This window comes from Clostridium sp. Marseille-P299 (assembly GCF_900078195.1).
Lineage (GTDB): Bacteria > Bacillota > Clostridia > Lachnospirales > Lachnospiraceae > Lachnoclostridium.
Genome location: NZ_FJVE01000007.1, coordinates 197,425 through 215,008, shown reverse-complemented (window position 1 = coordinate 215,008; position 17,584 = coordinate 197,425). Strand labels below are relative to the sequence as shown.

Annotated in this window: 12 protein-coding genes and 1 other RNA gene; 5 read left to right on the top strand and 8 right to left on the bottom strand. The window is 32.7% G+C overall.

The genetic code is table 11. The features are described from left to right. Positions 1-54: 54 nt before the first annotated feature. Entirely contained in the window at positions 55-2,004 is a 1,950-nt protein-coding gene (locus tag BN4220_RS09215) for an NAD(+) synthase (protein ID WP_066715618.1), read from the bottom strand. A 224-nt stretch (positions 2,005-2,228) separates the two neighbouring features. Between BN4220_RS09215 and BN4220_RS09210 the strand changes: the two genes are divergently transcribed. Further along, on the top strand, positions 2,229-3,146 hold the full coding sequence (locus BN4220_RS09210; RefSeq protein ID WP_082812247.1) for a radical SAM protein: 918 nt from the start codon (positions 2,229-2,231) through the stop codon (positions 3,144-3,146). A gap of 188 nt (positions 3,147-3,334) precedes the next feature. On the opposite strand, the gene ssrS is transcribed toward BN4220_RS09210, so the two are convergent. From ssrS to BN4220_RS09195, 3 genes are all read right to left on the bottom strand, one after another. Beyond that, positions 3,335-3,515, bottom strand: a non-coding RNA gene (ssrS, locus tag BN4220_RS09205) — 6S RNA. 117 nt (positions 3,516-3,632) lie between these two features. After that, complete coding sequence (locus BN4220_RS09200) at positions 3,633-5,144, bottom strand: sensor histidine kinase (protein WP_066715617.1); 1,512 nt, start codon at positions 5,142-5,144, stop codon at positions 3,633-3,635. A 105-nt stretch (positions 5,145-5,249) separates the two neighbouring features. Continuing rightward, positions 5,250-5,942 carry a response regulator transcription factor gene (locus tag BN4220_RS09195; protein WP_066715616.1) on the bottom strand — a complete coding sequence of 231 codons (693 nt, stop codon included), beginning with the start codon at positions 5,940-5,942 and terminating at the stop codon, positions 5,250-5,252. Between the two features lie 316 nt (positions 5,943-6,258). On the opposite strand from BN4220_RS09195, the gene BN4220_RS09190 reads away from it, so the two are divergent. The 3 genes from BN4220_RS09190 to BN4220_RS09180 all read left to right on the top strand — a co-directional run bounded on the left by BN4220_RS09190 (position 6,259) and on the right by BN4220_RS09180 (position 10,119). Further along, a complete protein-coding gene (locus BN4220_RS09190) occupies positions 6,259-6,972 on the top strand; it encodes an Ig-like domain-containing protein (protein ID WP_066715615.1) in 714 nt (237 codons plus the stop codon). 378 nt (positions 6,973-7,350) lie between these two features. Further along, complete coding sequence (locus BN4220_RS09185) at positions 7,351-8,766, top strand: MBOAT family O-acyltransferase (protein ID WP_066715614.1); 1,416 nt, start codon at positions 7,351-7,353, stop codon at positions 8,764-8,766. Positions 8,767-8,871: 105 nt separating this feature from the next. Continuing rightward, entirely contained in the window at positions 8,872-10,119 is a 1,248-nt protein-coding gene (locus BN4220_RS09180; RefSeq protein ID WP_066715613.1) for a DHHW family protein, read from the top strand. 116 nt (positions 10,120-10,235) lie between these two features. Here BN4220_RS09180 and BN4220_RS09175 read toward each other — a convergent pair whose 3' ends face one another. Continuing rightward, entirely contained in the window at positions 10,236-14,228 is a 3,993-nt protein-coding gene (locus BN4220_RS09175; RefSeq protein WP_066715612.1) for an Ig-like domain-containing protein, read from the bottom strand. 178 nt (positions 14,229-14,406) lie between these two features. Continuing rightward, on the bottom strand, positions 14,407-14,781 hold the full coding sequence (locus tag BN4220_RS09170; RefSeq protein ID WP_066715611.1) for a TIGR04086 family membrane protein: 375 nt from the start codon (positions 14,779-14,781) through the stop codon (positions 14,407-14,409). 181 nt (positions 14,782-14,962) lie between these two features. On the opposite strand from BN4220_RS09170, the gene BN4220_RS09165 reads away from it, so the two are divergent. Beyond that, the gene (locus BN4220_RS09165) at positions 14,963-15,835 is read left to right on the top strand and encodes a PHP domain-containing protein (protein WP_066715610.1); all 873 of its coding nucleotides are present in this window, start codon (positions 14,963-14,965) and stop codon (positions 15,833-15,835) included. A 107-nt stretch (positions 15,836-15,942) separates the two neighbouring features. On the opposite strand, the gene yajC is transcribed toward BN4220_RS09165, so the two are convergent. Together yajC and tgt are read right to left on the bottom strand one after the other, a co-directional pair. Further along, on the bottom strand, positions 15,943-16,272 hold the full coding sequence (yajC, locus tag BN4220_RS09160) for a preprotein translocase subunit YajC (protein ID WP_082812246.1): 330 nt from the start codon (positions 16,270-16,272) through the stop codon (positions 15,943-15,945). A 52-nt stretch (positions 16,273-16,324) separates the two neighbouring features. Then, positions 16,325-17,458: a tRNA guanosine(34) transglycosylase Tgt gene (tgt, locus tag BN4220_RS09155; RefSeq protein ID WP_066720826.1), complete on the bottom strand. Its 1,134-nt coding sequence runs from the start codon at positions 17,456-17,458 to the stop codon at positions 16,325-16,327. Positions 17,459-17,584 lie beyond the last annotated feature (126 nt).

Genomic DNA, 17,584 nt, shown 5'->3' with positions numbered 1-17,584 from the left:
TGAAATCTTTCGTAAAACAAAAAAAAGAACAGACCTTAAGCCTGCTCTTTTATCTTATTTTCCAATTTCAATTTCATCTAAGTCATTCATCCATAAATTCATAGATGCATCACTTGGCATTCTTAAATCCCCTCTTGGAGAGACTGCTACCGAACCGACTTTTGGACCGTCTGGTAAGCAAGAACGTTTAAATTGTTGTGTAAAAAATCTTCGATAAAATGTTTTTAACCACTTTAATATGGTCTCCTCATCATACTCACCATGAAAGGCATACACTGCAAGACGATATATTTTACTTGGCATAAATCCAAAGCGCATTACATAATAAAGGAAAAAATCATGTAATTCATAAGGTCCTACAATATCTTCGGTTTTTTGTGAGATTTCACCCTCTTTTGGTGGTAATAATTCAGGACTCACTGGTGTATCTAAAACATCATAAAGAACTTCTTTTAATTTTTGATTTTCTAATTCGTCTGCAAAATATGAAACAAGATAACGTACTAATGTTTTAGGTACGGAAGCATTTACTCCATACATAGACATATGATCGCCATTATAGGTTGCCCATCCAAGAGCCAATTCTGACATATCGCCAGTACCTACTACAATTGCATTATTTTGTCCAGCAATGTCCATTAATACTTGTGTTCTTTCTCTCGCTTGAGCATTTTCAAAGGTTAAGTCATGTACATTTTCATCATGCCCTATATTTTTAAAATGAAGTAGTACAGCTTCATTAATTCTAACTTCTTTAAAGGTTGCACCTATTTCTTCGATTAAAGTTACTGCATTTTGATAAGTACGGTCAGTTGTCCCAAAACATGGCATGGTTACTGCAATAATCCCTTTTTTATCAAGATTTAACATAGAAAATGCTTTACTTGCCACCAATAGTGCAAGGGTTGAATCAAGTCCACCAGAAATACCAATGACAACTTGTTTAAATCCAGTATGCATCAAACGTTTCTTTAATCCCATTGCTTGAAGATTTAAAATTTCACTGCAACGTTTATTTCTATCTTCTCTTATACTTGGTACAAATGGCGATTTATCAACAAATCTTGTTAAGTTGGTAATCGGAAGTTTTTTATTGTCCACTCCACACTTCATGGATGGATAAGAAAAATATATAACCTCATAACCAGTATTGTTCATGAGAAATGTTGTCATTCTACGTCTTTCATTCACTAATTTAAAAAAGTCAATTTCAGTTGTAACCATTTCATTTTTAAATCTCTCTGATTCAACCAGCATTGTACCATTCTCTGCAATTATATTGTGTCCAGAAAATACTAAATCAGTGGTTGATTCCCCTTCTCCAGCACTGGCATACATATATCCACAAATTAACCTTGCAGATTGGTTCCTAACTAAGTCTCTACGATATATATCCTTCCCCGTTGTCTCATCACTTGCCGAAAGATTGACGATTAGAGTCGCTCCCGCAATTGCATGGTCACCACTTGGTGGCTGAGGAACCCACAAATCTTCGCATATCTCTGCTGCAATAATAATTTCTTCTAATTGCTTACATTGGAACAATAATCTACTACCAAAAGGAACCTTCTCTCCTTGGAATAATATATAAGAAACTTCTTTGTTCCCACTGGTAAAATGTCTCGCCTCATAAAATTCTGAATAATTAGGAATATGACACTTTGGAATAAAACCAAGTACTTTACCATTTTGTACAGCTGCCGCAACATTGTAAAGTTTTCCATTGTTTTGTAATGGTAATCCAATAAATATAATAGCATCCATATTCGCTGTATATTCAGCTATTTCAATAAGAGCATTTTTTGCTGCTCTTAACAAAGTCTCTTGTAAAAATAAATCACCGCAAGTATAACCAGTTAGACATAGCTCTGGAAAAACTAATACCTTTACATCTTCGTTTTCCGCTTTTTTTATACAATTAATTATCTGCTCTTTATTAAATTCACAATCAGCCACTTTAATATCTGGAGTTGCTGCTGCTACCTTAAGGAATCCGTCTCTCATAAAAACCTCCAAACCGTCCATGAAATAAATTTGTACTATTATAACACATATCTTTATTATTATCTATTATCCTTTTAAGATAGATAAATTATGAAAAAATTTTATATAATTCATAGTATTAAAGTATGAAGTTTACAAAGTGAAGTCAAGCATCTATAATAAGAGGAAATCTAATTAACTTATAAGAAAAAATCTTTAATTTATGAAATTTAATGAGGTCTTTTATGCAATATAATCAATCAATAACCAATCCGATAGACACACCTTGTCATCTTTGTAAACGTAATTGTAACGTTAATCGTGAGATTGGCAAAAAAGGTTACTGCGGAGTAAACTCCACTTTAAAATTAGCAAGAGCTGCCTTACATATGTGGGAAGAGCCATGTATTACAGGTGAGAATGGATCCGGAACTGTATTCTTTTCTGGATGTCCACTACGTTGTGTATTTTGTCAAAACTATTCAATTGCACATGCAACAGCAGGTAAAGAAATTACAATCTCTCGCTTGGCTGAAATATTTTTAGAATTACAGGATAAGGGTGCACATAATATTAATTTAGTTTCTCCAACACAATATGTTCCTCAAATTATTGAAGGAATTAAACTTGCAAAAAATCAAGGATTAGCCCTTCCAATTGTGTACAATACTGGAAGTTATGAGCAGGTAGAAACGATTCAAATGCTAGATGGCTATGTAGATATTTATCTCCCTGATTTAAAATATTATGACTCAAAACTAGCAAAGAGATATTCCAATGCATCTGATTACTTTTCCGTAGCAACTGCTGCTATTAATGAAATGTATAAACAAGTAGGTAAGCCAGTTTTTGAAGATAATTTATTAAAAAAAGGAATGATTGTAAGACACCTTGTTTTACCAGGCAATGTAGATGATTCCAAACGTATTATAAAATACCTATATGAAACTTATGGGGATTCTATTTATATTAGTATAATGAATCAATATACACCACTAGACTCAGTTAAGAATTTTCCTGAAATTAATCGAAGAATAACTGATTCTGAATATGACGAAGTTGTTGATTATGCAATTGAATTAGGTGTAGAAAATGGATTTATACAAGAAGGGGATACGGCTAGTGAAAGCTTTATACCAGAATTTGATTCAGAGGGTGTGTAAATTATAATAAAAGGTGCAATTTTTTAATTCTCCAAAAAGTAAATAAATTTAATTTTAATTTTATGAACTAAGGATGTGTTAATCATATTAACTCTTTAAAGGGGAACATTTGGAAGTGATAGAACAAAACATTTATGTTTTAGTTCCTAATATAAAAAATTAAGGCAGCTTACGCTGCCTTTCATTCATATATACCCAAGATGCCGTTTCTTGTATTTTGACTCCTAGCATCTGCTAGGTGGGTAACCGCACATAAGCTTCTGCCTTCCACTCAATACGGAGGCCTGACATCCACTTATAAATATAGGAATCCCTTTTAAAGTATTGTAGGTTCAAAATAGCAAGAGTTCTCGTACATCTCAGGAATGTTTTTTTCTAAAATTATTATATCCCATTCTTATAAAATTATCAAGCAAAAAATCGTGGAAATAACTGACAACATGCTTGTTTCTTTTATATTGTCCAATAACTCAACAAAACTATATATTAATAGCCTTCTTGTTTTATCTGCTCTAATACTTCCTCTGATATTTTTTGGAACCTAAATATAAATTCTGTTCCAACTCCTAATTCACTTTCTACGGTAATATCACCGCCATGCTTAATTGCGATTTGTTTTGCTATTGCAAGTCCTAGCCCAGAACCTTTCGCATTTTGTCTAAGTTTTGATTTATAAAACTTTTCAAAAATACTAGGTATCTCATCTTTCGCAATTCCAATTCCCTCATCTCGAATTGATATTTGTATTATATCACTTTCGCAAATATTTATGTGGATTGTAGAATTTTCAGGTGAAAATTTTACCGCATTATCAAGAATGACTAGAAACATTTGACGGATTCGATCATAATCTCCAAACATCATATGACTGTCCTTATCGCTTGTAAACTCTATATGTAAATGTTTCTCTTCACCAATAGCATTTACTGCACGAATGATTTCATCAAAAATTTGCATCAAATTAATTGGTTCCACTTCTATTTCAAAATCCGGATTTTGCATTTTAGAAAGTATTAGTAAATCACCCACCAAACGTTCCATACTCTTGCATTCTGATAACATCTTATCATAATACTGCTGGCGCTTTTCTTCCTCTGTAACTACACCGTCCACTAAGCTTTCCGTATATGCTCTAACTACTGTAATTGGTGTACGAAGTTCATGAGATACATTTGCAAAAAAGTCCATACGCATTTGTTCCAAATTTTTTCGTACCTTTTCATTTTCAAGTAATTTATCTCTCAAGAAATCAATTGTTTTTGCTAAATCGCCAATTTCGTCATTTCGTTCAATCTCTGTCTTTGTGTCATATTTACCTTCCGCCAACTCCAATGCAGTTAAACGCATTTTTGAAATTGGTTTCGTTAATTGTCTTACAAAGATAATTGCTATAACAAAGGATATAATTAATGCAATTAGCGCACTCGTTATAATTAACTGCATGCTACTATGAACTGTGTTCAATTGATCAGAAATTGGTGAACTTATTAATACTGCCCCACATACTTCGCGATTTACACCATAAACCGGCACTCCAATTACAAGAAGATTGGAGCCATGTATTTCGCTATAAGTAGTAGTAGATACCTCTTTTCCTTCGAATACCCCTTTAATCACTCGAATATGAGCCTCTGATACTGCTGTGTCTTTTAAGTCTACGCTTTCTAATGCTTGCGGCATTGGGACACTTGCATTTTGATTTGAAATAGTCCAAACCTCATCTTCACCAAGTACATTAGATAATATTTCTAGAAAACTACTACCGTCAGTATACTCTTCATCAATTATAGATTGGTTTAAGCGCTTGGAAATATTATTCGCTTGTTCTACTAACTTATTCCGGTAACTCTCTGTCGTTGATTTTTGGATCATTTGCATGAAAATTACTCCAAGAATCACCGCAAATATAATTACCATAATGGCGTAGTTAACATAAACCCTTACAAACAAACGATTATTTCTTTTATCCTTATTTGTCATAATAATTTCCTCGCTCATATAAAATGGTCTCTTCTTAGAATAAACGCACCAAATCCTTTTCTGTTTAAGAAATGTGTTTGATGCGTTTTTTATATAATTTTTTAAATTTTTAGTTAAAGTTATTTATTCAGAAATTTCAAATTTATACCCAACACCCCAGATTGTCTTAATTGACCATGCAGGGTGATCAACTGCATCTAATTTTGCTCGCAGTCTTTTAATATGTGAATCTACCGTCCTACTATCACCAAAATAATCAAAACCCCAAAGACTATCAAGAAGATTGTCTCTAGTGAATACCTTATTAGGATTACTAGCTAAGGTCCACATGGTCTCTATCTCTTTTTTAGTTAAGGAAATTTTCTGATCGCCTATATGTAGGGTATACTCTTCTAGATTAATCACTAGATTTGAGATACTTAAAAGATTTTCGGATTCTTGTTCCTTTTCTTTCTTTGTCATTCTTCGAAGTACAGCTCTTACTCTTGCCATAACCTCACTTGGACTAAACGGCTTTACTATGTAATCGTCTGCACCGATATCTAGCCCCATTATTTTTTCAAAATCTTCACCTCTCGCAGTAATTAAGATTACTGGAACATCGGACTTTGCACGTATTTTTCTACAAACTTCATAACCGTCTTCTTTTGGCATCATAACATCCAATAAAACTACTGCTGGATTACATTGTTGAAAAAGGCGGATTGCTTCTTCTCCATCTGTTGCAATAATTGGTTCAAAATCTTCTTTTTTAGCATACATCGCCAAAACATCGGTAATATCTGGATTATCATCTGCAATTAGGATTTGTTGCATTCTAGTTCCTCCCTCATATCCTTTTATTACTTGGATTAAATTTAAAGCAACTGTAAAATATAAAAGTATTTTATTTGTATGCTTTTTATTTTAGATGATCTTTATAGTTTTGTATAAATCTTATAAAAATGCTTAATACATCTACATTATATTGAATTATACCACATTAAACAAGAGGGTTTTCGAAATAAAATCTTAATATTTTGAACTTAATTCTTAAAAAAAATTAATATTTTGCCATTATTCTGACAAAATAATATAATATAATAAGAATGGATGTGACGCAAAGAAATACCAAGGTTTGGAGGAATTAGCCATGGATGCTAAGAAAATTAATAAATTAAAATATGTCCTTGGTTTTTTACTTTTCTTTGTATTTGTTTTGTCATTTAACACTCAAAAAGCATTTGCAAGTGATCCCACAAGTGCGCACTCAACAAATGATAAGCAGCTTGAAATTAAGTTAAATGTAAAAAGCAAATCTATTGTAAAAGAAAAGTCTTATAATTTGAGGGTTTATAACGTGCTTGAAAATCATAAGATTTCTTACAAATCAAGTGATTCCGCAATTGCTACGGTGGATGAGAATGGTGTTGTAACCGGTGTAGATTTTGGTACTGCAACGATTACAGTAACCGTCAAAGAAAATTCCAAAACAATTGCAACCCTTACTTGCGATATTACAGTTGGACCACCTGCAATCAGTGTTAAGCTAACAAAAACTGATTTAATCATGGTAGTTGGAAAAAGAACGACATTAAAAACTATTTTACAACCATATAATACAGTTGAAGAAATTAAGTTTTACTCAAATGATACTACAATTGCATCTGTAAGTCCTGGCGGAAGAGTTACTGCTAATGCCATTGGAATTACACATATATTTGCTATGATCGATAATGGCAAGTATGATACATGCAGAGTAGCTGTAGTAAGCCAGGAAACTTATGATGATTTAATGAAGAATGATAATGCATCTTCAGAAGATATTAGTATAACAATTACTCCATCTGTTACACCTGCTAATTAGTTGAAGTAAGTAGAATGTACTATATTCATTTGCGATAAAGCAGAGTAAAATTACAATTATTTTTAATAATCTAATTGTTTAGAAGGAGCTGTGATTCATAGCTCCTTTTCTTTTTTTCATTTTATCAATTGTTATGCACTTTTCTGATCATTTACCCTTAGTTCTACTTTATCATAATAATCTTACTCTCCTGCTTACTATAGACGGATTTCTACATATTGACTTCAATTCTTTTCAATGCTACCATAAGTTAGTGTCATTTCTGATAAATTTATTGTATATCGCAATCACACATTTGCAGTTAAGGTATAGAGTGTTATTTTTTTGTAAATGCTCCTAACAAATAATTGCAATTAATTAAAATTTTGAGGTGCTATTATGATATTTTCATCGTCGACGTTTTTATTAGTATTTTTACCATGTGTTCTTTTAATTTATTATACGATATTAAGGAACCATCGAACGGCTCAGAATATCTTTTTGTTCCTAGCCAGTTTAGTATTTTATGCGTGGGGAGAACCACTATTTGTTTTAATACTGCTACTTTCAATCGTAATGAATTATATTTTTGGTCTCTTAATCGATAAATATCGAGACTTTAAACCGCAAGCACGATTAATCATTACTTTATCCCTCGTATATAATGTATCACTTATATTTTTATTTAAGTACTTAAGTTTTGCTATTACTAATATTAATTTACTATTTAATAAGAATATTGGTATTCCACAACTTGGTATTCCAATTGGTATATCCTTCTTTACCTTCCAGGCAATTTCATATGTAATTGATGTCTACCATGGAAAGGGACATGTGCAAAAAAATCCATTAAATGTAGGTTTATACATTGCATTATTCCCTAATCTAGTATCAGGTCCTATTGTTCGTTATGAAACAATTGTAGACCAGATAAATGACCGTAAAGAATCTTTTTCCTTGTTTTCTGAGGGTGCTATAAGATTTATACGTGGTTTTGCCAAGAAAGTTATAATTGCTGATAATTTAGCGTATGTTGCCAACAAAGCCTTTTCTTTGAAAACAGATGATTTATCTGTAAGTTTTGCTTGGCTTGGAATTATCGCTTATGCTTTCCAGATTCTTTTAGACTTTAGTGGATATTCTGATATGGCTCTTGGCCTTAGTAAAATGTTTGGATTTAACTTTTTAGAAAACTTTAACTTCCCGTATATATCAAAGTCTATTTCAGAGTTCTGGCGAAGATGGCATATTTCCTTAGGAACTTGGTTTAGAGACTATGTATATTTTCCACTTGGAGGAAGTCGTGTAAAGACTAAATTTCGTCTTTTATTTAACTTATTTGTTGTATGGAGCTTAACAGGCTTATGGCACGGTGCAAACTGGACATTTATTTGTTGGGGGCTTTTATACTTCGTTTTACTTGCCTTTGAAAAATTAACAGGTTTTGATAAATCTAAAAAATTCCCAATCTTCCATCATATCTACACAATGTTTTTCGTATTGATGGGATGGGTTTTATTCCGTGCGAACGATATCACACAGGCGAAAGATTATTTAAAAGTAATGTTTTTTAGAGGCGGTAATACTGTATTTGACAATAATGCTTATTTTTATCTTTGTGAATATATTTTCTTTTTAGTTGTAGCAATATTATGCTCTACACCAGTTTTTGGCTGGATATCAAAGAAATTTAAATTTGATGATAATAAATTTATTGGAGCTATTTATCCTATTTTTTACTTACTTTTATTTTTCATTGCCCTTACCTATGTAATAAAAGGTGCTAATAATCCAAGTATTTATGCTAATTTCTAAAATAGGAAACCATGTAATATTATGAAACTGTGTAAATAAAAAGGGAATAAAATTTATACAGATTGGTAAAGAAAATAATATTCTAGAAAGGCAATAGGTATTGTTATGTTACAAAAATTAAAGACTAATTTAAATCGTTATACTATTACGAGTATTTTATTCTTGATCATTATATTTTTCTACCTTATTGGTATGATTATTAATTCCGATTCGGTGAAGTCTTCCATTAAGACTTCCATTGAAAAAGTGGAATCCGAATCCAGTGCAGATATTTTAAAAGCATTCGTAAATGGTACTGATTCAGCGTTTAATAATGCTGTTTTTGACAAAATCACCTTACTTAATGCGAATGGTTTATTTAATCGTATTCTCCAAAAGAAAATGGTAACAGACGTTGTTGAACACAATAACGTATATAAACTAGATAATGGCCAACTTACCTATCTTTATGATAACTGGGGCATGAGTCTTGCACATAAAAATATGCGCAAACTAAATGAGTATCTAAGTTCTGTAGGAACAAAATTGTTATATGTTCAAGCACCTTATAAAGTGGACAAGTATGATAACCAACTTCCACATGGACGTGTTGATTACCCAAATTTAAATACAGATAAATTCCTTGCTGGCCTTGATAAGCTAGGTATTGATTACATTGATTTTAGAGAAGTCATACACGATAGTAATTTTACCTATGAAGATTTATTCTTTAATACAGATCACCACTGGACAACCCAGACTGGATTTTGGGCTTATACTTATTTAATGAATTATATGGGTGAGAATTACGGTGTTAAATATGATGAACGTAATGTTAAGGAAGAAAACTTTAACTTTGTTACTCTAAAGGATAGTTTTGTTGGTTCTTTAGCAAACCGCGTTGGTTATTGGTATGCGGGAATCGATGATTTTACTTACATTTATCCAAAATTTGATACTAGTTATACTTGGGAAAGATACTTTAAGTATGGAAGCCTAGATATTACAAGAACTGGTGCATTCGAAGATACTGTATTATTCAAAGAACGTGTTGTTGAAACAAAGGAACCTCAGGCATACCGTGATAACTGCTATTTTAATGGTAATCCAGCACTAGCAAGAATTACAAACAATGATGTTAAGGATGGACGTGTTTTAGTCATACAGGATTCCTTTGGTAAGCCAGTAAGCTCTTTCTTATCACTTAATTTTCACCAAGTTGATGTCTTAGACTTAAGAGATTATAGAAAAATGTATTTACTTGATTATGTAAAAGAGAACCAATATGATTATGTAATTTTTATATATAATCCAAGTGTTTTTAAACGTTCTACTTATTACGTATCCTTCCGTTTTGAAGATCCAAATCAATAAAATATATCTTTCATAATGGTATAAAATAACGATATAAAACAAAAAGTATCTGTTGCACGACTTCGTGCAACAGATACTTTTTTATTACTAGAGATTAAGAGCATTAATGCTTTGTTTTATTTATCCTTTGATATCGTACTTATAATACCAGTACCTATACCACCTTGATTTGATGCCCAGATGCTTACTTTATCTCCTGCTTTTAATTCAGGAATACTTGCTGTAAATGTTCCATCTTCATTAATCTTTGCTTGATATTTCTTTGCATTAACCTTAACAAATACTTTAGAATTTGTACTCTTTACAGTTCCTTCATTATTTTTATCACTTGAGAAAATTTCAATTTTTCCTGTGATTTCTTTCACCCCTGCTGTAATCGCACTTGTACTTAGAATGTCTGGTGCTACCTTAGCTACCTTCCATTTCACAGTTGCGCTCTTACTAGAAGGATTCTGAGCATAGAAACTATAAGTTGTTCCTGCTTTCACTTTTTCAATTGTAAATGTATGAACATAACCATTTGCTTCTTTACTGTATACTCCCTTATCTGAAGTATATGTTGTCTCACCAATGGTAAGGACAACCTTACTGTACTCATCACTTACAATTTGAACTTTTTTATTTGTGTTATTAATTGTTCCAATTAATTTTGGCTTTGCTGGCTGATCGTAAGCTACCATTTGTCCTGTCACGTCAATGATATCGCCATTGGTAAATCTAGTATAAGCGTATACATTGGAACCAGGTTTTAAGGTACTTCCTAAATTATGAGTATAAGTTCCATTTCCATTAGTCATTGCGTATACAAGTTCATTTCCATTATCCGTCGGAACAGAAATACATATTTCCTCATTTGGTTTATAATTCACTATTATAGTACTTGTATTTGCATTTAATTTCTCAATCTGTATTGATCCAGCAGATGGAATGCTTGCAATACTCTCTACCTTTTTTTCAGCAATTGCGCTTGTTCTAGTAGTGTTTTTCACTACATCAGTAGCGTATACTTGAATCGTATCTCCTACGTGCAACTGTTCATCAAAGTCAATTTCAAATACTCCTGAATTATCACTCTTTCCTTGATACGTATTTCCATTAACAATCGCATATACGGTAAATACAGTATTAGCCTTTGATGATGTTACAGAACCTGTAATTCCTTTTTCTACGTCATAGACGGAATTTAATTCAGGACGGTATGGTCCTCCATCTAATACTTTAACTGTTACAGCACGGCTTAAACGTCCTGCTATATCCATACCATGAACAGTAATTGTTGTATTAATCTCAAATTCAGGTAAGTTTAATTCAAATTGACCACTTTCATTTACAGTTCCACCAACAACATAAATTGTATAGTCTGGTACTGTATATTCTGTTGATTGTAATAACATTTCTTTATCTTTTTCTGTGGCAACATAAACTCTTCTAAGTTCATCAACAAAAGCTACCATTGAAACATCCTCATCATTGGTATTTCCAGTGAGCGCTTTTGAATTATTATAATACTCATCCACAGTTGGTTGATTAGAAGAAGCACGTCTTACAGATAATTTAACTTTTTCACTCTTACGCTCTGTTGAATCATCTTTTGCATAAACATAAATTGTATCACCAAAGTTTTGTGCTCCTATACTACAACTAAATGTTCCATCGGATCTTACAGTCGTTGTATAAGTCTTATTCGGTGTTTCTACAACAATTTCTGTACTTGCTTCTGCTGTTCCTGTTACTGCTCTACTTCTGTTATTAACACTCTTTACCTTAGGTTTTGCCATGCCATCGACACCGATATTATCAATTACAAAAGTTCTTAGTGTACGATTGCCGTTCATATCTTCAACTAAGATAGAATACGTTGCATTAACATAAGCTGTAAATTTCTTATTTGTTACCTCTCTCATGTAATTCCAGCTACTATCATTCACATCAAGTACACCAGGATAATAACAAACTTTTTTTACACCAGCTGGCGCAGAGGCTTCTACATATACATCGAAGCTAGATTTTGATGGATCTGTTGTAAACGGTGCTATTACAATGTTTGCTTCTGTCTGTTCTTCTTTCGCAACATATTTTGCACTATAATAATTATAATCCGCATAAGTCTCTAATGTATCAACATACCAATTACTCTTCTCTGCGATTGATTTACTCTCTGTTGGTGCTTTCATTAAGAATTTATAGTTGTATGGAAGCACTAAACTCCAGTTATTATCTACGCTAAGTTTTAATTTACCAGCTTTTCCAAGGAGTTCTAAATATTCAGCCATAATATTTTGTGTACGATATTTGCCGTAAATTAACTGGTTATTTGCCCAGGATAAAGGCTCATATGCGCTAGATAACGTATTACAAGCAATTACAAAGATATCTGAATCTGAAATTTGCTTTCCATTGTATGATAAACTAGTAACTCGTCTGGTGTTATTAATTTTCTTACCTGCCACATCGTATCTTGGCTCTATACTAGGGTCTATTTTATATTGAATTCCCTCAAACATATAAAAGTTTCCCCAGTTATTTACCCATGCTTCATCTAATAGCATGTTTAGACTAGTCTTATCTTTTAAATAATTTACCATATCATCGGACCAGTTTTTATTATTACCAATTGTTTGATATGCACTTGCAGTCCATTCTAACCATTCTTTTAATTGAGCACCAGTGATTTTATATATCGAAGTATATTGTCTATAGTTTTGTATCGATACTAAATCTCCTTGGTTTAAAGTGCCCGAAATATTTACATAATCATCCGTTGCATTCGCACCGTAGCTTGTATAAGAAGATGCAGAAAGAATTGGGTATTTTGCATATTCATTCTTATTTTTCATAATGTAACGAAGAGCATAAGAAATTCTTGCTTCATTCTGCATCTGAAGTGTCTTATTATCTTCTAATAATCCAAAATAATTTTCTAATACTTCTCCATCTGATAAAACAGCGAGTTGTTTATTTCGATATGCTTCAAACTCTTCTTTCCAATTGGCAAAACAAGCTAAAATCTCTGGACTTTCAGATGTATTCGTTGAAGTAACTTTACGAACTTCACCTTTACTACTAGTAATTTCAATATTATTATCTTTGTCTTGTTCTACTGTTAAATCAACAACGCCAATGGATCTACCTAGATTTCTTGACATTACCACAGTTTTTCCATTTACTTTTCCAGTCTCTTTATCAACTCCTGGTAATGAATAGTAATGGGATGACTTATCAGAGCTTGGAAATTCATTATGTTCATGTCCACATAAAATAACATCCACATCTTCCAGCTTTGATAATGCATATACTGCATTGGATGCATTCTCTTCTGGTTCTTCATCTCCAAATCCTGAATGCGCTAATACAACAATAATATCTGCACCTAAGCTTTTTAAATTCTCAGCTTCTTTTTTTGTATTCTGAACAATGTCTTCTGTCTTCCATGTACCTGTATAATTCTGAGTTTTAGAAGAAAGTGTTGGAATCGTTTCACCGATGATACCAATGGTTACTTCCATTGTCTTACCAGCACTTGTTTCTACTTCTCTTGTTATTAACATATTACGTTCAAATGGATAACTATTATCTTTTGTATTAAAAAGGTTAGAAACAACCACCTTATCAAATAATCCTGAACCATAGAGTTGAGATAATAAATAATCCTTACCATAATCAAAATCATGATTTCCTAATGTGATTGCATCATAGCCAATTAAGCTCATGGCTTGGTATATTGGTTGAACAACTTCTGAGTCTTGTTCCATTATGTACTCTGTCGTAGCATCAAATAAGACATCTCCAATATCAAATGTATACACATTGCTAGAAGGCATCTCATTTCTTGCTTTTTTTATCAAATCATAGGCTCTTGAAAGACCAGCATTCTTAAAGTCTGTACCAGCTTCATAATCCTTACTACTAACCATACCATGAAGATCTGTTGTAAAAACAAAGCGTAATTCCGCACTGTCGCTATTACTGTTTGACACCGCCTTTGCAGTCACTGTTGTTTCACTTGCAAAAGCTTTTTGTCCGCCCATTGCAGTACTCCCAATCACAATAGAGAATACCGTTGCAACTGCAATTCCCTTTTGCAGCCACTTCTTATAAGTATTTTTCATGCCATTACCACTCTTTCTATTGTCATAATTAACCCTCTACATTACTCCCCTTATGCTATAGAAAAAATGGGTCAAAGATAAGGCAAATATCTTTATAATTCTTTACATTTCATTCATAAAAATAAGAATGTTGTATTAAAACAACATTCTTATGATAATTCAAGATTAAAATTATAATTTAGCTCAGCATTCCACCCAACATTCCGCTAAATGCAATCAGTAGCAAGGTTTTAATATAATCACCAATTCGTACTGCTTCATTACTGTTTATCATCAAAGATATAATTACATAAATAGAGAAATAAATGATAGCCGCTAGTAAACCCCACAAAAAACGTTTTTCATCTACATGCTTACCTAGATAAAAACTACCTAAAAAAACAGAAATAATATATGTAGCAACGACTGCACCTGTCACAACCCCACCTGACATACCGGTTTGCAACATCAAAAAGGCGATAACCAATAGCAAAAATAGAGTAACCAAATAAGAAAACGCAACTGCTTTAAACATACAAATCATTCGAGTTGTCTGCGCCGATGATCTTTCCATACCAAATTCCTTCCATGATTTCTTAAATTCTACTCTAATATATGTTAAATTTAATAAAATATGACAACCTTATAAGCTCATTTCAAAACTTTTTCAAATCTCGCTATCCTTGTTTTTCATTTTGCTGAATGATATACTGATACTATTAGTACAGTAAACAATTTCTAGAAAGGTATGAAATATGAAATATATCGATTTACATGTTCATTCGAATATATCGGATGGAACCTTAACACCGACAGAAGTAGTTTTGCTAGCTGCAAAAAGTAACCTATCAGCGATTGCATTGACAGACCATGATACCGTAGCTGGTTTAGAGGAAGCTATAAAAGCAGCGAAAGATTTAGAAAAAGAAGGGAAACAAATACGCATCGTAGAAGGTGTTGAAATTTCAGCTGACTACAAGGGAAAAGATATACACATTCTTGGGTTATTAATAGATACGAAACATCAGGGATTAATATCTTCACTAGAAAAAGCTTTAAAAAACAGAGATGAGCGAAATGAAAAAATGGCAAGTAAACTAAGGGCCGCAGGTATTGATATTACTTTAGAGGATCTTACTTTTAAAGAGCCAAATACGGTAATTACTAGAGCACATTTCGCAAGATTTTTATTTGAACACGGATATGTAAAAACAAGAAATGAAGCTTTTGAGAAATATCTTGGTGAAAATTGTCCTTATTATGTACCTAGAGAGTATCTTACTCCGAAAGATGCGATTTCACTTATCAAACAAGCTGGTGGTATCCCTGTATTAGCCCATCCACTTTTATATAATTTTTCAAGTAATGAACTAGAAGAACTTGTAAGATATCTAAAAGAACTTGGCTTAGTTGGCATTGAGACAATCTATTCCGCAAATAGCGGTTCGGACGAATCAACGATTAGAGAGCTTGCACAACGTTATGATTTATTAATGACTGGTGGCTCTGATTATCATGGAGCTAACAAGCCAAACCTTGCAATCGGAATCGGTAAAGGGAACTTAAAAATTCCATATTCTATGTTAGATGCTTTGGATCAATATAAAAAAGAGCACTTACATGAATAATATCTTAATGATAGAGCATAGTCTCTTAAACTTATAAGTCACAATTTCTTAGAATGTAAAAAATGGGCCTTCGTATGATAATTCATACGAAAGCCCATTTTCTTTTATTAATTTTCTGTAGCTTGTCCTGGTTTTTCAACTTCAACAACTGCAGTTTTTTTCATTGGAATTCTACAATTCTTGTTATTACCAAATTCTACAATGATTACTTCATCCATAACATCAATAACAACACCATAAAAACCACTTGTAGTTAATATGCTATCACCAACTTCAAGTGATGATACTAAAGCATCTAACGCTTTTTGTTGCTTCTTTTGTGGACGTATTGCCATAAAATAAAATAGTGCACCAATAACAGCAATATAACCAATCATCATAATCCATGATGCTCCAGTGCCAGTAGCGCCTGCTGTTAAAAACATTAATTGATTCATATTATTCCTCCTGTAAATTCGATCTTAATTTATAATTCAATGCAACAGATAATTAATCTTCACCTGAAGCAAATCCTTCTAACTTCTTCTTTTTATATTCTGCAAAGTTACCAGCCTCAATTGCATCTCTAATCTCTTCCATCATCTTATTATAGAAATATAGATTATGAGTTACCATTAATCGAAGACCTAACATCTCTTTTGCTTTTAACAAATGACGAATATAAGCTCTACTATAATGTTTACATGCTGGGCACCCACAGCCTTCTTCGATTGGCTTACTATCTAATTCATATTTTGCATTTAATAAATTTAATTTACCTCGATTGGTATATGCATGACCATGTCGTCCATTTCTTGCTGGATATACACAGTCAAAGAAATCGACTCCTCGTTCTACACCTTCTAAAATATTTGCTGGAGTACCTACTCCCATTAAGTATACTGGCTTATCCTCTGGTAAATGTGGTACTGTCTCTTCTAAGATACGATACATCTCTTCATGAGTTTCACCAACTGCTAAACCACCAAGGGCATATCCATCTAAATCTAATTCTCTAATGCGTTTTGCATGTTCAATACGAATATCTGCAAAGGTTCCACCTTGATTGATTCCAAATAACATCTGATGCTTATTAATTGTATCCTCAAGAGAATTTAATCTTTGCATTTCATTTTTGCATCGTATCAACCATCTGGTAGTACGTTCCACTGAGTTCACCATATATTCTCTTGTTGCAGGATGAGGTGGACATTCATCAAATGCCATAGCAATGGTTGAAGCTAAATTGGATTGGATTCTCATACTCTCTTCTGGTCCCATAAATATCTTACGTCCATCGATGTGAGAATTAAAATAAACGCCTTCTTCTTGAATTTTTCTTAATTTCGCAAGGGAAAAGACTTGAAACCCACCTGAATCTGTGAGGATTGGTTTATCCCATACCATAAATTTATGAAGACCACCCATTTTTTTTACTACTTCATCACCAGGACGAACGTGTAAGTGGTAGGTGTTTGATAATTCAACTTGTGTTCCGATTTCATGCAAATCCATTGTAGAAACGGCGCCCTTAATTGCACCAACGGTTCCAACATTCATGAATACCGGTGTTTGTATTGTTCCATGGACGGTTGTAAGCTCACCACGTTTTGCATTACCGTCTTTACAGATTAACTTGTACATAAATCTCTCCTTAATTTTTCTCTGCCAAGCCCAGGACATAAATGCCTACTGTAGTACAAGTATACATTCAAAGTTTCTCTTTTTCAACCTATTTTTTAGCATTCTCTGTATATTCTAACTCTAAAG